Below are 15,876 nucleotides of genomic sequence, written 5' to 3'. Positions count from 1 at the left end.
GAAGACGCGCTTGCTCTTCAGAAGACATATTGCCGTTGCCGTTTGCGTCCATACCGGTGCCGGCACCCATCATGCCTTCGCCGCTCTGGTCGTTGCTGGCGTTCTTGTTAGAAGAACACGCTGCGATTGCCATAACAGGCAGAGCGATCATCAGCCCTTTCAGCACGTTGTTCAGTTGCATTGCTCTGCTTCCGATAGTATTCCAGTAAGTATTATTACAGGTCCGGCGACCAGGCAGGGAATTTAACCTGTCCATCAGTTGCCGGAAGACGCGCTTTGAAACGCCCATCTGTAGAAACCAAATTCAGCACGGATCACATCCCCTGAGAAGAGCTGTAGATTACAATAGTGCCGTTAGGTGCAAGACTTGGCGGTTCGTCCAGGAACGTTGACGACAGAACTTGTACGCCACCCGCTACCAGATCTTGTTTGGCAATGTGCTGCTGACCGTTGGCCGAGCTGACCATTACCATAAACTTGCCGTCGCTGCTGACGTCAGCATCCTGGTTCTGCGAACCTTCCCAGGTAATACGCTGCGGAGCACCGCCGTTAACATTCACTTTATACACCTGCGGACGACCGGCCTGGTCAGAAGTAAAGGCCAGATTCTGGCTGTCCGGGAACCAGGTTGGTTCGGTGTTGTTGCTGCGACCGTCGGTGACCTGACGGATCTGACCAGAACCAATGTCCATCACGTACAGGTTCAGGCTACCGGTTTTAGACAGGGCAAATGCCAGTTTGCTGCCGTCCGGAGAAAACGCCGGTGCGCCGTTGTGACGCGGGAAGGAAGCCACCTGACGAACCGCGCCGTTAGACAGCGTCTGAATAACCAGCGCTGAACGACCGCTTTCGAAGGTTACATAGGCCAGTTTAGAACCGTCCGGAGACCACGCCGGAGACATCAGCGGCTGCGGAGAACGGTGTACCACGAACTGGTTGTAGCCATCGTAGTCGGACACGCGCAGTTCATACGGGAACTGGCCGCCGTTGGTCTGCACCACGTAAGCGATACGGGTACGGAACGCGCCTTTAATGCTGGTCAGCTTCTCGAACACTTCGTCACTGGCAGTATGGCCCGCGTAGCGCAGCCACTGCTTGTTCACTTTATAGGTGTTCTGCGCCAGAACGGTGCCCGGCGCGCCGCCGGTATCAACCAGCTGGTACGAGACATTATAGCTGCCGTCAGCGTTCGGGCTCACCTGACCCACCACCACGGCATCGATGCCCAGCGCGGACCATGCCGCTGGCTGAACGTCCTGTGCGCTACCCGGCTGCTGCGGCAGACGAGAGCGGTCTAATGGGTTAAATTTCCCGCTGTTACGCAGGTCGGCGCCAACGATGCCGCCGATATCTTCAGGCGCAGCACCCGGCCCGGCCCACTGGAACGGAACGACGCCAATCGGACGCGCCGAGTCCACCCCCTGGGTGATCTCGATACGTACTTCTGCGTGCAGCACCGCTGCCCACAGCATCAGAAAACCAAATGCTACTCGTAATGCCTGCTTCAGCATTGCTCCCTTAACCAGGCGGAAAGCCCACGATAATTTAGCAGAATGTTAACAAACTAAAATACACAAAACTACCAAAACCCTGCGACGATCCCGCCTTTATTTTTCGCGTACTGCGGCGAAAAATGTTCTTTACGGCTTGAAGTCCAGTGGCGCATTTTTAAAGGTTTGCCAGACCGCTTGTGATGGCGGTTTCGGGAACTTGGTCATCCGGTTGGTCGCCGCCAGCATCTGCTGACAAAACGCCGGATCGCCGCCTTCCTGCTTCACGCTCAACACCGTACCGTCTTCGGCAAGGTTCACGCGCAGCGTACAGGTTTTCCCTTTATAGGTATCCCAGTCGTACAGGTGACCTTTAATCGCTGCCTGAACCTGCGCAATATAGGACGCAATTTCAGCCTGCGATGCCCCACCCTGCCCCGGCTTGTTACCTTTAGCAGGAGAAGAGCCACCGGCGCTACCGCTGGTGTTGCCTTTCGGCGCATTCTTACCGGAGCTGAGATCGCCCAGCAGGTCGTCGACGCCGGAGGCAGCAGCGGCTTTTTCCGCAGCGGCCTTCTTCGCAGCGGCGGCTTTATCCGCAGCGGCTTTCTTGTCTGCCGCCGCTTTCGCGGCAGCGGCAGCTTTGTCGGCAGCGGCTTTTTCCGCAGCAGCAGCCGCTTTCTCAGCGGCGGCCTTTTCAGCGGCGGCGGCTTTCTGTGCCGCGGCTTTTTCAGCGGCGGCCTTCTTCGCCGCTTCCGCAGCGGCTTTTTTCTCTGCGTCAGCAGCGGCCTTGGCGGCAGCGGCCTCAGCAACTTTTTTCGCGTCGGCAGCGGCTTTGGCAGCCTCGGCTTCGGCTTTTTTCTGCGCGTCGGCGGCGGCTTTCTTCGCGGCGTCTGCCGCGGCTTTCGCCTGGGCATCGGCTTTCGTTTTAGCGTCCGCTGCGGCTTTCGCTGCCGCTTCTGCGGCCTCTTTTGCCTGAGCGTCTGCTTTTGCCTTCGCGTCGGCAGCCGCTTTCGCCGCCGCCTCTTCAGCCTGTTTCTGCTGTTCCTGCGCCTGCTTAGCCGCTTCCTGAGCCTGTAAACGCTCTTTTTCCAGCGCTTTTAAACGTTCCTGTTCCGCAGCCTGCTTTTCACGCAGCTCTTCCGCCTGCTGCTGGGCCTGTTTTTCACGCTGCTCCTGTGCGCGTTTCGAACTGGCCTGCTGCTGCTGTTGACGATTATAGTTGTCGACGACCGCACCCGGATCGACCATGACCGCGTCGATGGACGAACCGCCACCGCCGCCGGCCGCAGCGTCTAAATGCTCATCGAACGAACTCCAGATCAGCGCTGCAAACAGAATCACGTGCAGCACTGCTGAAATAATTATCGCTCGTTTAAGCTTGTCGTTTTGTTCGGTTGCCTTTGACACTCTCGGTTCCCAAAAACTGTTCCCCCGTTACTCCGGCGATTAAATTGGCTGGGTCATCAACCCGACCGATTTCACCCCGGCGCTGTGTAACAGGTTAAGCGCTTTAATTATTTCATCGTAAGGCACGTCTTTCGCGCCCCCAATTAAGAACACCGTCTTCGGATTCGCCTGCAAACGGCGCTGCGCTTCAGCGACCACCTGTTCAGGCGGCAGCTGCGGCATCTTCTCCGGGCCAACGTTCACGCTGTATTGCCCCACGCCGGACACTTCCACAATGACCGGGGGTTCATCGTTACTGCTGACAGCCTGTGATTCGGTGGCATCAGGAAGATCCACTTCCACGCTCTGCGTAATGATCGGCGCTGTCGCCATAAAGATCAGCAGCAGCACCAACAACACATCCAGCAGCGGAACGATGTTAATTTCGGACTTCAGTTCGCGACGTCCGCGTCCACGTGCTCTGGCCATGGCTTACCCCTTGTTGCTCTCGCTAGCGGTACTGGCGGTAAAAGCCTGACGGTGCAGAATCGCGGTGAACTCTTCCATAAAGTTGTCGTAGTTCAGCTCCAGCTTGTTCACGCGCTGGTTCAGACGGTTATAGGCCATAACGGCCGGGATAGCGGCGAACAGACCGATTGCGGTGGCGATCAGCGCTTCGGCGATCCCCGGGGCAACCATCTGCAGCGTGGCCTGTTTTACCGCGCCCAGCGCGATAAAGGCGTGCATGATCCCCCAGACGGTACCAAACAGACCGATATACGGGCTGATGGAGCCGACGGTGCCGAGGAACGGAATGTGCGTTTCCAGCGTTTCCAGTTCACGGTTCATGGAGATACGCATCGCACGCGACGCCCCTTCCACGATCGCTTCCGGCGCATGGCTGTTAGCGCGATGCAAACGGGCGAACTCTTTAAAACCGCTGTAGAAGATCTGTTCGGATCCCGCCAGATTTTCACGACGCCCCTGGCTCTCCTGATACAGACGAGACAGCTCGATACCGGACCAGAACTTATCTTCAAACGCTTCGGCCTCGCGGGTCGCCGCGTTAAGGATGCGCGTTCTCTGGATGATGATGGCCCAGGAGGCGAGTGAAAAACCAATCCAAATCAACATGATAAGTTTAACCAGAAGGCTAGCCTTCAGGAACAAATCAAGGATGTTCATGTCAGTCACTGCTTAAACTCCGCGACAATAGACTTGGGAAGCGCACGAGGCTTCATGATGAGTGGATCAACACAGACAATCAGGACTTCTGCTTCGTTCAGAACCTTATTCTCAGCGTTGACTATTCGCTGCGTGAACACCATTGAGGTACCCCGCATTGATGTAATTTCTGTCTGGACTTCGAGCATATCGTCGAGTCGGGCAGCCGCAAAATACTCCAGCGTCATTTTACGCACGACAAAGGCCACGCGTTCAGCCAGCAGCACCTGCTGACTGAAGTGATGGTGACGCAGCATCTCAGTGCGTGCTCTTTCATAGAAAGCGACATAGCTGGCATGATAAACCACACCACCGGCGTCGGTATCTTCATAGTAGACACGAACCGGCCATCGAAACAGCGTTGTATTCACTTTACGTCCCAGTAATGCAAAAAAATTTTTGGGTTTTTGAACTTCGCTACTATACGCGCGGGAATGATGGTTTGGAATGGGGGGAAGTAAACGGAGAGTAAATTTTTATGGGCTCATGCAAGCCCATCGTCTTCGGATGAAAATTTTCAGCGGTAAAAGAAGAAAATCAGCCCTGCGAGTAACACCAGATCGGCGATAAGCGGACAAAAAATCCCCTGCCAGTGAATCGACCGCAGGCGGAAGCCCACGCCATGAATCACGCCCGCGCACACCGACCACATCAGCAGAAAACCATGCCAGATTTCCAGCTCGCTGGTCTTCGCCGCAAAGCGCGACGGATCCCAGAAAATGCAGCCTGCCAGCAGCAGGGCCATCACAAGGGAAAGCGCCCGCAAGGGGCGCTTGTCCATTATCGCGTACAACATTGCGATAACATTTTTCATTAGTGCTTTTCTTCACCCGCGTTGGTCGCTTCGACGTGCTCTAACGCTAGCGCGGTGATCACGCCGAATGCACAGGCAAGAAGCGTTCCCAAAATCCATGCGAAATACCACATATTCAGCTCCTTACTTAGTACAGAGAGTGGGTGTTGCGTTCAATGTCTTCTTTGGTAATGCGACCGAACATTTTCCAGTAACACCAGGTGGTGTAGGCCAGAATAATCGGTACGAAGACAATCGCAACATAGGTCATCAGATTCAGCGTCAACTGGCTAGAAGTCGCATCCCACATGGTCAGGCTCGCGTTCATCATTGTGCTGGAAGGCATAATGAACGGGAACATGGCAATACCGGCGGTCAGGATGATGCAAGCGAGCGTCAGCGAGGAGAACAAGAACGCCCACGCGCCTTTGTCCGCCTTCGTGCTAACAATCGTCAGCAGCGGCAGCACCACGCCCAGCGCAGGAATGGCCCACAGCGCCGGCATGTTGTTGAAGTTCACCATCCATGCGCCCGCTTCACGCGCCACTTCTTTGGTCAGCGGGTTAGACGGGCCGGTGTGATCCAGAACCGATTTCACCACATAGCCGTCGATGCCGTAGTAAACCCACACGCCTGCCAGTGCAAAGCAAACCAGCGTGACCAGCGCAGCCACCATCGAGACGGAGCGGGTACGCAGGTGCAGTTCGCCCACGGTACGCATCTGCAGATAGGTTGCGCCTTGCGTCAGGATCATCCCCACGCTGACGATACCGGCCAGCAGGCCGAACGGGTTCAGCAGCTGGAAGAAGTTACCGGTGTAGTACAGACGCAGATATTCATCAATGTGGAACGGTACGCCCTGCAGCAGGTTACCAAAGGCCACGCCAATCACCAGCGGCGGCACGAAGCTGCCGACAAAGATGCCCCAGTCCCACATGTTGCGCCAGCGGGTATCTTCAATCTTCGAGCGGTAGTCGAAACCAACCGGACGGAAGAATAAAGAGGCCAGCACCAGAATCATCGCCACGTAGAAGCCGGAAAACGCAGCCGCATAGACCATCGGCCAGGCAGCAAACAGCGCGCCGCCGGCGGTGATCAGCCACACCTGGTTACCGTCCCAGTGCGGAGCGATGGCGTTAATCATGATTCGACGCTCGGTGTCGTTACGACCGAGGAAACGGGTGAGCATGCCCACCCCCATGTCGAAACCATCGGCGACGGCAAAACCAATCAGCAGAATGCCAATCAGTAGCCACCAGATAAAACGCAATACTTCATAATCGATCATTTGACGACTCCTGTCTTAGCGTGCCGACTGAATAGCCGCAGACGACTGTTCAAAGTGATAGCGACCGGTTTTCAGGCTGCTAGGTCCTTTACGGGCAAATTTGAACATCAGGAACAGTTCAGCCACCAGGAACAGCGTATACAAACCACAGATCAGCACCATCGAGAAGATCAGGTCGCCAGCAGTCAGCGACGAGTTGGCGACTGCCGTTGGCAATACTTCACCAATCGCCCACGGTTGACGGCCATATTCGGCCACAAACCAGCCCGCTTCAACGGCAATCCATGGCAGAGGCAGGCCGTAGAACGCCGCGCGCAGCAGCCATTTTTTCTCACCGATACGGTTACGAATCACCGTCCAGAAGGACGCGCCGATAATCAACAGCATCAGTACGCCACACGCCACCATGATACGGAAGGCGAAGTACAGCGGCGCAACGCGTGGGATAGAGTCTTTCGTCGCTTTCTGAATCTGCTCTTCCGTCGCGTCAGCCACGTTCGGCGTATAGCGTTTCAGCAGCAGGCCATAACCCAGATCTTTTTTCACGTCGTTGAATTGCGCGCGTACCGCCGGATCGGTTGCGCCAGAGCGCAGCTGTTCAAGCAGGGAGTACGCTTTCATCCCGTTACGGATACGCTCTTCGTGCTGCACCAGCAGATCTTTCAGGCCGGTAACCTGCTTGTCGACGGAACGTGTCGCGATGATGCCCAGCGCATAAGGAATCTGAATGGAGAAGTGGTTTTCCTGCGCATCCTGGTCCGGAATACCAAACAGCGTAAAGGCAGCAGGTGCCGGCTGGGTTTCCCACTCGGCTTCAATCGCGGCGAGTTTGGTTTTCTGTACGTCGCCCATTTCGTAGCCGGATTCATCACCCAGTACGATAACGGAGAGGATGGCGGCCATACCAAAGCTGGCGGCAATCGCAAAGGAGCGCTTAGCAAAAGCAAAGTCGCGGCCTTTCAGCATATACCAGGAGCTGATGGCAAGAATAAACATCGCACCCGTCACGTAGCCAGAGGCGACGGTGTGCACGAATTTCACCTGCGCAACCGGGTTCAGGACCAGCTCAGAGAAGCTGACCATTTCCATACGCATGGTTTCGAAGTTGAAGTCGGAGGCAATCGGGTTCTGCATCCAACCGTTCGCCACCAGAATCCACAGTGCGGAGAGGTTGGAGCCAAGCGCCACCAGCCAGGTGACAGCCATGTGCTGGACTTTACCCAGACGATCCCAACCGAAGAAGAACAGACCTACAAAGGTAGATTCGAGGAAGAAGGCCATCAGACCTTCGATGGCCAGCGGCGCACCGAAGATATCGCCCACGTAGTGGGAGTAATAAGACCAGTTGGTCCCGAACTGGAACTCCATGGTCAGACCGGTAGCCACACCCAGCGCAAAGTTGATACCAAACAACTTGCCCCAGAACTTGGTCATATCTTTATAAATCTGTTTGCCGGAAAGGACGTAGACCGTTTCCATGATTGCCAGCAGGAACGCCATACCCAGCGTCAGCGGTACAAACAGGAAGTGGTACATCGCGGTCAAGGCAAACTGTAAGCGCGACAGTTCGACTATATCTAACATCATGACTCCTTGCTCATCGCATGAAGACTCCGAGATTGAACCCGTTACCCGGGATTCAAACACATGCCCCAATACAAATTTATTTGTGCCCTGCCTGGTTGCGATTTCATCCTAAGAGGAAATCATCATCAGCAAAGGTTACAAATACGTTAATAAAAAACCCAAATTGATCCCTCGAATATATTACGCCGTAATAACCCTACAATAAACAGGTTTTTGCTGAACTATCTTTACGATTTACGACGTCGATCAATATATAGCGGAGGGGGTACTTTTCATCCAGTTTGATGTGGAGCAATTAAACGCTTTTTTGTCGATATTTCCAAGTTTTAAGTATTGATATAAATCAATATTTACGCTTAATGTTGAATATATGTTTCCACAAACAAACCATGTAGCAATTATGTTAAATTAATGTTCCGCTAATGGAATTTATGGTTAGCCAAAAGATTGATATGAGAAATATAGGTAATAATATTTAACCTCGTCGTCGTTGATAAAAAAACGGTGCCAGTACGTGATTATGTTAATCGGTTCACAGTTATTTTTCGCTAGCACATATTTCGGTATTTTCTAGCGAATGCGTTGTTTTTCCCCTTCCCGCTTATCCCAATCGCCCATTAATTCAATTTATTAATTCAGATATGCTTCAAATGATTGTTAAAAATAATTGAGTTAAAAATAATAACCAATGAAACTATTTTCAGGCAGGCCACAGTTTTCCTTACAGAGGATGTCAGAATAGATGCCAACTAACTGATACTCCACTCACTTTTGCCAAGGAACGCACATGCTGTCTCGACTGACTACCGCCCTGCTTGCCTGCTTTACGATATTGCCCGTTACCCTGCACGCCTACGCCGAAGATGCGGTCGACAAAGCCAATAACCCCCTGCACCTTGCCAGCTCTTTCGCGGTGCAGGATTACTACACGCCTGAAATCGATGGCACCAACCAGCACACCAACGACGTGCTGTTCCGCGCCACTATCCCCATCGACAGTAACGACCTGATCCCGGTGCCGCAAATTATGCGCGTAACGGTGCCGATGGCGACGCGCCCGCAAAGCAGCGGCGGCTACAACAGCGGAGTCGGCGATATCAACCTGTTCGATATTTTTCTGCTCAAGCAGGATGGCGTCAAACTCGGCGTCGGGCCACTGCTAACGGCCAACAGTGCGGCGAAGGATGAACTGGGGACCGGGCAATGGCAGGCCGGGCTGTCGGCGGTGGCGGTCAATACCTCGCCGCGCTGGCTGACCGGGGCGCTGGTGCAGTGGCAAAAAAGTTTTACCGGCGATAACGACCGCGCGCATGTTGAGACGGCGACGCTGCAACCGTTCCTTATCTACAAAATGTCCCGCGGCTGGTTTTTACGCTCCACCGCGATCTGGAGCTACAACGTCAAAAATGATGACTATGTGATCCCACTCGGGCTAGGCGGCGGGCGGGCGATGCTGGTCGGAGACTACATTGTTAACAGTTTTATCGAGCCGCAGTGGACGGTAGCGCACAGAGGGGATTATCAGCCAGAGTTTACGCTGTATGCAGGATTCAGCATCATGCTCAAATAGGCCCGCAATAAGCGCCCTCCGGCGCTTATTGCGTAGTATCAGGCTAGCTTAAGGCTGAAGGTTCTGGACTGACACGGCCGGAATACGGTGGTGCTGTCCGGGGCCGCCTCCTGCTCGCCGTACGGTTTTTCATCCATTCCGGTTTCATGGCACTGGATAACGCGGCGGCTATACGAAACCGCCGCCTCGCAGGATACGCTATCGGAAGGGTTGAACAGCCGCAAAATCACCTCGTCACGATCTTCCGCTTTTTTCAACGCGCTAAGCTGGCAGCCCACCGGCGACATGCTCAACAGGCTATAGCTATCGGGTACGGTGAACCCGGCCTTATTCAGCTTCATCGCATCCCACGGAATTTTGTTATAGCACTGAACGGGGGTAAGCCAGGCGCGCGCCTGCTGTGCCACCCCGGCGTTAAGCGGCGTTCCGCTGTAGCTGAACAGGCTGAAGCGGCAATGTAACGTACCGCGCATCTGGGAATCCGGGACCGGTAGTTTGATCCCTGAAGGGCGGCCAGGGCGCAGTAATAAATCCTCCTTGCCCAACAACCCCACGCCGCGCATCAGCGTTAGAGCAAAGGTTTTTTTCTCCTCGCCAATCACCTCAAATTCCCGTAGCCCTTCGCTAAACAGCGCCAGACCGTTACGCCCCTCCTGCAAGGTCGCGTAATTCAGCAGGTTCCAGACCGGCACCGGCGCTTCCTTCCAGCCCTCCGCCTGCCAGTTCGCCATCGCTTCATCGCGTACCGGGCGCACGACGGTGCCAAACTGGGTATCGGCCAGCACCTCTTTGGTACGGAACGGCGTTGGGATCAGCACACGCACGCGGTGGTCGTCAGCCTGGTTATCGAGGCGGACTTCCACGTCAATACGGCGGGTGTTATGGCTGAGCGTGACCGCTATTTCGACTCCCAGTTCACCGTTACGCTGACGCGCCGTGCGTTCGCTCAGGTTAGCGGGCACCGACATACGATAACGAATCACGGCGCGGCTTTGCCAGGCGTCGTGAATCACCTCATGTGCAAACGCCGTCCCGGCCGAAGTAAGCAGCCACTCTTCTCGTGAGGGGGAGTAATCATACTCATCGCCGTCATCGGCCCCCTCTTCTATCTCCAGCACGCGTTGATAAACAATGCCCGAGTCTTTATCGCGCAGCTGCAAGGTCCCGTCGTCGTTGAGGTCGATTTGCCAGAAGGCATTTTCCAGCAGCGCCTCGGTTGGGGCGGCGGCCGGCAGCTGGTTACCCGCCACATTCGGCTCGATATACAACGTGCAGTAGCCCATCGATGGCAGAATCTGTTTAAGCTGGATGTCGTACTCCATAAACGGTTCATAGTTGCCGTAATGGACAATCTGGCGATCGATCAGCCCCGGGTCGAGCTCCCGCGCCGCGCGAATAAAACAAGGGATCTCATGGCCTTTATTGTCCAGCAGCCGGAACTGGCTTGCGCGCAGGCGAATCGTGGTGTTGATCACCTCTTCGCGCGGCCACGGCATCAGGTTAAACATCACCAATTTGTCCGCATCGCTGTGGGTTATGTTGTCGGTGATTTTGCGCAGGTAGAAGCGAATCAGGTTATCGGCCATGTCTTCCGCCAGCACAAAGCGCGAGACGATTTCCTGATGCACTTTATCGCTACAGCAGCAGCCGATGCTGTCGTGGGCGTGATTTTTTAAGATCTCTTTCCACATTTTTTCCAGCAGGCCGTGGTGATACTCAAACCCTAAGCTCCAGGCCAGCGTGGCGAGCGGTTCCAGCAGGTTAACGATTTTGTTCTCGATGCGGGCGTGGGCGATTTTAATGTCCATACGCGTTGAGCCAATGGTGCGGTGCACGCGCATATATTTACCGTCGATAAACTCCCCTTGCAGGGTCGCCAGCACGTCACGCTGCGCTTCAATCTGCGCAAACACCGTTTCGAAGCGGCTCATCACAACCTGGCGCTGGGGGTATATTTCCCGCAGCTTATCGATGACGGCAAAGATATTTTGCTGTAGCGGCATCTGGTCATGGCCGTTCGGCAGCAGAATCTCTTTGGTTACCGACGCGTTTTCCAGCACCTCGAAGTAGCTGTCTAACCGTTTACGCAGCCCGGCTTCGTCCTCCGGTAAGTACTTACCAATCGCGTAGCCCAGCGGCAGCACCTGGGTCGCGACTTCGCTGCCGTCCTGGCTTTGCCATAAAAATTCGGTTTTATCGCTGCCGTGGCGCTCCGAACAGCCGCGCCAGAACAGCGCGCGGGTAATACCGAAACCGTTATAGATGTGCGGCAGTTGCCCGGACATGCCGAAGGAATCCGGCAGATAGCCGATTTTCATCGGCTCGCCGAAGGCCATGCAGTCGCGAAGGCCGTACATCAGATTACGAACAATCGACTCGCCGGAGACGATGGTGGTGTCGGTCTGCGTATACCAGGGGCCGATAATCAATTTGCCCGCCTCTACCAGCGCCTTCACCCGCGGGCGGTTTTCCGGCTTCACGGCGAAATAATCCTCCAGAATCGCCGTCTGCCCATCCAGCACGTAGTATTTGTAGTCGGTATCCTGCTCGAGGCGAGCGAGGATCTCCTCCATATTATTGACCAGCAAAATACGCGACTCTTCGGTCGTGAAATACCATTCACGGTCCCAGTGCATATGCGGCGTAATGTGAACGCGAGATACTGCTTTCATCGTCGTTTCCTGTTTCATTGTGACTTACGGCATCACGCTATCGGTGACGTACTTCCCCTGCTTTACCGCCCGGCGACGCCACAGCAGCAGCACCACGGTCGAAATCAGCGTGCCCACCAGCGCGGCGCCAAACCACCCCGCCGCCGCCACGAAGGCGTTCATTCCGGCATGCTGGAGTAAAAAGAGGGAGAAAATCCCGGCCCCCGGCGTGGAGAGACCGATGCCCATCGCGCCGATAATCGCGCCGGTTGCCATCGAACCGAGTACAAACGAGCCAATCACCCGCAGCGGATCTTCAATCGCCATCGGAATGGCTCCTTCGGTAATGCCCGCCAGGCCAAGCAGCCAGGTGGATTTACCGGTTTCAATTTCAAAGGCTTTAAACAGCTGCGGCGCGATCAGGGTGGAGGCGGTGACGGTAAAGGCCGAGACCATTTTTACCGAGGCGAAGATGGCATACGGCCCGTACACGCCGTTGGCCATCGCCCCCAGGCAGAAGGCGTAGGCGGCTTTGTTCACCGGGCCGCCTAAATCAAACGAGCACATAAAGCCGAGGATCACGCCCAGCAGCAGCGCATTGGCGCCCGACAGCCCGTTGAGCCAGGCGGTCAGCGAATTATTGATCCACGCCACCGGCTCGCCGATCACAAACAGCATCAGGCTGCCAGCCGCCAGCGTGCCGATCACCGGATAGAGGTAATAGGTGAGAAAACCGTTGAAGCGGTTGCTCAGGCGAATGTGGTTTTTCACCCAGCACATCAGGTAGCCGGCAATTAAGCCGCCCGCCACCGCGCCTAAGAAACCCGCGCCAATCATATTGGCGGCAAGGCCAGCGGCGAAGCCTGGCGCCAGCGCCGGTTTATCGGCCAGCGAATAGGCGGTGTAGGCGGCCAGCACCGGCACCATCAGCGTGCCAAGCATGCCGCCGCCGAGCTTGCGGTACATCCACAGCCATGAATTTTCGAGGTCGAAAAGGTGTTGCAGGCCAAAAATTTGCGCCAGCAGCACCGCCACCGCCAGCACCGTCCCTCCGGCGACAATCAGCGGCACGGCAAAGGAGATACCGCTCAGCAGCGCCTGCTTTAGCTCGGCCTTTATCCCTTTTTTAACCTCCTGCGGCGGCTGGGCTTGCCGCTGCCCGGCAATAGGTTCCAGCGCCAGCGCCTGTTTGATCAGCGCCTGAGCATGGCGCAGCGGTTCCGCCACCGGCACGGAGAGTGACGGAATGCCGTCAAAGCGCTCGCGCTCTTTAATCGCCACCTCGGCGGCAAAAATGCAGGCGTGGGCCGCGTTCAGCTGCTCCACGGTTAGCCGCCCTTCAATGCCGTTCGCCCCCTGCTTTTCCACCACCACGTTGACGCCCAGCTGCCGCCCGGCCTTTTCCAGATACTCCGCGGCCATATAGGTGTGGGCGATGCCCGCCGGGCAGGCGGTAACGCACACAATCGTCGGCGCATCGCGACTGGCGCTATTAGCCTGCGCCTGCGGTTCCGCATCCAGCGCGGCGAGCAGCGCCTCTGCGCTGGACGCCGCCATCACGCGCTCGCGCAACGCATCATCGGCCAGACGCGTCGTCAAGGTGGTGAGGATCTGAATATGCGTTGAGCCCGCTTCATCCGGCGGGATCGCCAGCAGGAAGATCATCTCGACGGGTTCCGGCCCGTCTACGCCTTCCCATGCCAGCGGTTCGCAGAGCGTCGCCACGGCGAAAGCGGCCTCTTTTACCGCGTGACTTTTGCCATGCGGCACCGCCAGGCCCTCGCCCAGCGCCGTCGGCCCCAGAGATTCACGGTGGAAGACTTCCGTCAGGTAGGCGTCAGCATCGGTAATTTTGCCAAGCTCGGCCAGACGCTGCGCGAGCTGACGAATGGCATCGTCACGATCGGTGAATCTCGCTTGCAAACAGACCGCACGGGGATGGGACAGGGTCGTCAGGTTCATCATGATCCTCACAGGATTGTCATTGTTATGTGCGGGCATTGTGTCAGACAAAATAATACATTTGCGTGATCACTTTCACTAACTCATGATAATTTGTATTTAAATTGTATTATTTACTATTGCAAAGATGTCGGCATAATCAGCGTAAAAGGTCTTAACCAATTCATACAAAAGCGAAAAGTGATGAGTAAAAAACCGATGTATCGCCAGATAGCGGACGCACTACGCGAGCAGATCGCGCGCGGCGCGTTAAGTCCCGGCGATGCGCTGCCCACCGAGTCGGCGCTGCAAACCACCTTTAACGTCAGCCGCGTGACCGTCCGGCAGGCGCTCAAGCTACTCACGGAACAGGGCATTATTGAGAGCATTCAGGGCAGCGGCTCGTACGTGAAAGAAGAGCGCGTCAATTACGATATTTATCAGCTCACCAGCTTCTACGAGAAACTGGCCGACCGGCAGGTGGACACTCACAGCGAGGTCAAGGTTTTTGAAGTGATCCCCGCAGGCGAGGCGCTGGCGGAGCAGCTACAGCTCGCCCCGCAGGATAAAGTCTGGCACGTCAAACGCGTTCGATTTATTAAGCAGAAAGCCGTCACCGTGGAAGAGACGTGGATGCCGCTGGTGCTGTTTCCGGATCTCACCTGGGAAGTGATGGAGAATTCGAAGTATCACTTTATTGAGACGGTGAAAAAGATGGTTATCGATCGCAGCGAGCAGGAGCTGATTCCGGTGATCCCGGACGAGGAGACGGTCGCCATGCTCGGAATGCCGCCCGGTAAGCCGGTGCTGGAAAAAATCTCGCGCGGCTTTCTGCAGGATGGGCGCATTTTCGAATACAGCCGCAATACCTTTAAGAGCGACGACTATAAATTCACGCTGGTCGCCAGACGACGCCATTAAAAAAGGCCGCCCAGGGGCGGCCAACCATGTCGAAACTAGACATATAAGGCTCCCTCTTTCCCTGTATACAGCGGGAATTCGATGAGGGAGCAGAGAGGATTACTTAATAACGGACTTCAGCGCTTCGCCGATATCGGCCAGGCTGCGAACGGTTTTCACGCCAGCCGCTTCCAGCGCCGCGAATTTCTCGTCAGCGGTACCTTTACCACCGGCGATAATCGCACCGGCGTGGCCCATACGTTTGCCTTTCGGCGCGGTGACACCCGCGATGTAGCCAACCACCGGCTTGGTGACGTGATCTTTAATGTAAGCCGCCGCTTCTTCTTCCGCGCTACCGCCGATCTCACCGATCATCACGATCGCTTCGGTCTGCGGATCGTCCTGGAACAGCTTCAGGATATCGATGAAGTTAGAGCCCGGGATCGGGTCGCCGCCGATACCGACGCAGGTAGACTGGCCGAAGCCGTAGTCGGTGGTCTGCTTAACCGCTTCATAGGTCAGGGTACCGGAACGGGAGACGATGCCCACTTTGCCCGGCTTGTGAATGTGGCCCGGCATGATGCCGATTTTGCATTCGCCCGGGGTGATCACGCCTGGGCAGTTCGGGCCTATCATGCGTACGCCCGCTTCGTCCAGCTTCACCTTCACGGTCAGCATATCCAGCGTCGGGATACCTTCGGTGATGGTGATAATCAGTTTGATGCCCGCGTCGATCGCTTCCAGAATGGAGTCTTTGCAGAACGGTGCCGGAACGTAGATAACGGTGGCGGTTGCGCCAGTTGCTTCTACCGCTTCACGCACGGTGTTGAACACTGGCAGACCCAGGTGAGTGGTGCCGCCTTTACCTGGCGTTACGCCGCCAACCATCTGCGTGCCGTAAGCAATCGCCTGTTCGGAGTGGAATGTCCCCTGGCTACCGGTGAAGCCCTGGCAGATAACGTGGGTATCTTTATTAATTACAACTGACATTATTTCCCCTCCACTGCGGCATCAACATGCTGAGCTGCATCCGTCAGACTTTT

The 15,876-nt window shown here is 55.8% G+C and carries 13 protein-coding genes and 2 pseudogenes; 2 read left to right on the top strand and 13 right to left on the bottom strand.

What is annotated here, in order from left to right; genetic code table 11:
• The 10 genes and pseudogenes from ACK5JN_RS18265 to cydA all read right to left on the bottom strand — a co-directional run.
• Positions 1-181, bottom strand: a pseudogene (locus ACK5JN_RS18265) (peptidoglycan-associated outer membrane lipoprotein); the annotation flags it as partial.
• A gap of 34 nt (positions 182-215) precedes the next feature.
• Positions 216-1,508 (bottom strand): annotated as a pseudogene (gene tolB / locus ACK5JN_RS18260) (Tol-Pal system beta propeller repeat protein TolB).
• Between the two features lie 132 nt (positions 1,509-1,640).
• On the bottom strand, positions 1,641-2,900 hold the full coding sequence (tolA, locus tag ACK5JN_RS18255; protein WP_416871447.1) for a cell envelope integrity protein TolA: 1,260 nt from the start codon (positions 2,898-2,900) through the stop codon (positions 1,641-1,643).
• Between the two features lie 39 nt (positions 2,901-2,939).
• Entirely contained in the window at positions 2,940-3,368 is a 429-nt protein-coding gene (gene tolR / locus ACK5JN_RS18250) for a colicin uptake protein TolR (protein ID WP_064548352.1), read from the bottom strand.
• Between the two features lie 3 nt (positions 3,369-3,371).
• On the bottom strand, positions 3,372-4,073 hold the full coding sequence (gene tolQ / locus ACK5JN_RS18245; RefSeq protein ID WP_416871446.1) for a Tol-Pal system protein TolQ: 702 nt from the start codon (positions 4,071-4,073) through the stop codon (positions 3,372-3,374).
• A complete protein-coding gene (gene ybgC / locus ACK5JN_RS18240) occupies positions 4,070-4,474 on the bottom strand; it encodes a tol-pal system-associated acyl-CoA thioesterase (protein WP_035892730.1) in 405 nt (134 codons plus the stop codon). Before ybgC ends, tolQ begins: the two co-directional genes overlap by 4 nt.
• Before the next feature lie 146 nt (positions 4,475-4,620).
• Positions 4,621-4,917, bottom strand: coding sequence for a cyd operon protein YbgE (gene ybgE / locus ACK5JN_RS18235; protein WP_416871445.1), 297 nt, complete (start codon positions 4,915-4,917; stop codon positions 4,621-4,623).
• Positions 4,917-5,030, bottom strand: a complete 114-nt coding sequence (gene cydX / locus ACK5JN_RS18230) for a cytochrome bd-I oxidase subunit CydX (protein WP_062775086.1) — start codon at positions 5,028-5,030, stop codon at positions 4,917-4,919. Before cydX ends, ybgE begins: the two co-directional genes overlap by 1 nt.
• Before the next feature lie 14 nt (positions 5,031-5,044).
• Positions 5,045-6,184 carry a cytochrome d ubiquinol oxidase subunit II gene (gene cydB, locus ACK5JN_RS18225; protein WP_065355541.1) on the bottom strand — a complete coding sequence of 380 codons (1,140 nt, stop codon included), beginning with the start codon at positions 6,182-6,184 and terminating at the stop codon, positions 5,045-5,047.
• 15 nt (positions 6,185-6,199) lie between these two features.
• Positions 6,200-7,768 carry a cytochrome ubiquinol oxidase subunit I gene (gene cydA / locus ACK5JN_RS18220; protein ID WP_163449182.1) on the bottom strand — a complete coding sequence of 523 codons (1,569 nt, stop codon included), beginning with the start codon at positions 7,766-7,768 and terminating at the stop codon, positions 6,200-6,202.
• A 790-nt stretch (positions 7,769-8,558) separates the two neighbouring features.
• On the opposite strand from cydA, the gene ACK5JN_RS18215 reads away from it, so the two are divergent.
• Entirely contained in the window at positions 8,559-9,341 is a 783-nt protein-coding gene (locus tag ACK5JN_RS18215) for a hypothetical protein (protein ID WP_416871444.1), read from the top strand.
• A gap of 38 nt (positions 9,342-9,379) precedes the next feature.
• Here ACK5JN_RS18215 and mngB read toward each other — a convergent pair whose 3' ends face one another.
• On the bottom strand, positions 9,380-12,013 hold the full coding sequence (gene mngB, locus ACK5JN_RS18210) for a mannosylglycerate hydrolase (RefSeq protein WP_416871443.1): 2,634 nt from the start codon (positions 12,011-12,013) through the stop codon (positions 9,380-9,382).
• Between the two features lie 24 nt (positions 12,014-12,037).
• Positions 12,038-13,954 carry a PTS 2-O-a-mannosyl-D-glycerate transporter subunit IIABC gene (gene mngA, locus ACK5JN_RS18205; protein WP_416871448.1) on the bottom strand — a complete coding sequence of 639 codons (1,917 nt, stop codon included), beginning with the start codon at positions 13,952-13,954 and terminating at the stop codon, positions 12,038-12,040.
• Between the two features lie 183 nt (positions 13,955-14,137).
• Here mngA and ACK5JN_RS18200 point away from each other — a divergent pair, with 183 nt between their 5' ends.
• Positions 14,138-14,854 (top strand): GntR family transcriptional regulator, encoded by a 717-nt coding sequence (locus tag ACK5JN_RS18200; protein WP_416871442.1) that lies wholly within the window; start codon positions 14,138-14,140, stop codon positions 14,852-14,854.
• Between the two features lie 99 nt (positions 14,855-14,953).
• Here the strand turns inward: ACK5JN_RS18200 and sucD are convergent, their stop codons facing one another.
• Complete coding sequence (gene sucD / locus ACK5JN_RS18195; protein WP_416871441.1) at positions 14,954-15,823, bottom strand: succinate--CoA ligase subunit alpha; 870 nt, start codon at positions 15,821-15,823, stop codon at positions 14,954-14,956.
• Positions 15,824-15,876: the final 53 nt, after the last annotated feature.

It is taken from the genome of Kluyvera sp., assembly GCF_047971185.1.
Taxonomy (GTDB): Bacteria; Pseudomonadota; Gammaproteobacteria; order Enterobacterales; family Enterobacteriaceae; genus Kluyvera.
The sequence above is the reverse complement of the archived record's forward strand: the minus strand, read 5'-3'. Positions and strand labels throughout refer to the sequence as shown.

What these genes read in the sequence shown, in the direction of transcription:
- tolR (WP_064548352.1), bottom strand. Translation starts at nt 3,368, where the DNA reads ATGGCCAGAGCACGTGGACGCGGACGTCGCGAACTGAAGTCCGAAATT.
- ybgE (WP_416871445.1), bottom strand. Translation starts at nt 4,917, where the DNA reads ATGAAAAATGTTATCGCAATGTTGTACGCGATAATGGACAAGCGCCCC.
- cydX (WP_062775086.1), bottom strand. Translation starts at nt 5,030, where the DNA reads ATGTGGTATTTCGCATGGATTTTGGGAACGCTTCTTGCCTGTGCATTC.
- cydB (WP_065355541.1), bottom strand. Translation starts at nt 6,184, where the DNA reads ATGATCGATTATGAAGTATTGCGTTTTATCTGGTGGCTACTGATTGGC.
- cydA (WP_163449182.1), bottom strand. Translation starts at nt 7,768, where the DNA reads ATGTTAGATATAGTCGAACTGTCGCGCTTACAGTTTGCCTTGACCGCG.
- ACK5JN_RS18215 (WP_416871444.1), top strand. Translation starts at nt 8,559, where the DNA reads ATGCTGTCTCGACTGACTACCGCCCTGCTTGCCTGCTTTACGATATTG.
- mngB (WP_416871443.1), bottom strand. Translation starts at nt 12,013, where the DNA reads ATGAAAGCAGTATCTCGCGTTCACATTACGCCGCATATGCACTGGGAC.
- mngA (WP_416871448.1), bottom strand. Translation starts at nt 13,954, where the DNA reads ATGAACCTGACGACCCTGTCCCATCCCCGTGCGGTCTGTTTGCAAGCG.
- ACK5JN_RS18200 (WP_416871442.1), top strand. Translation starts at nt 14,138, where the DNA reads ATGAGTAAAAAACCGATGTATCGCCAGATAGCGGACGCACTACGCGAG.
- sucD (WP_416871441.1), bottom strand. Translation starts at nt 15,823, where the DNA reads ATGTCAGTTGTAATTAATAAAGATACCCACGTTATCTGCCAGGGCTTC.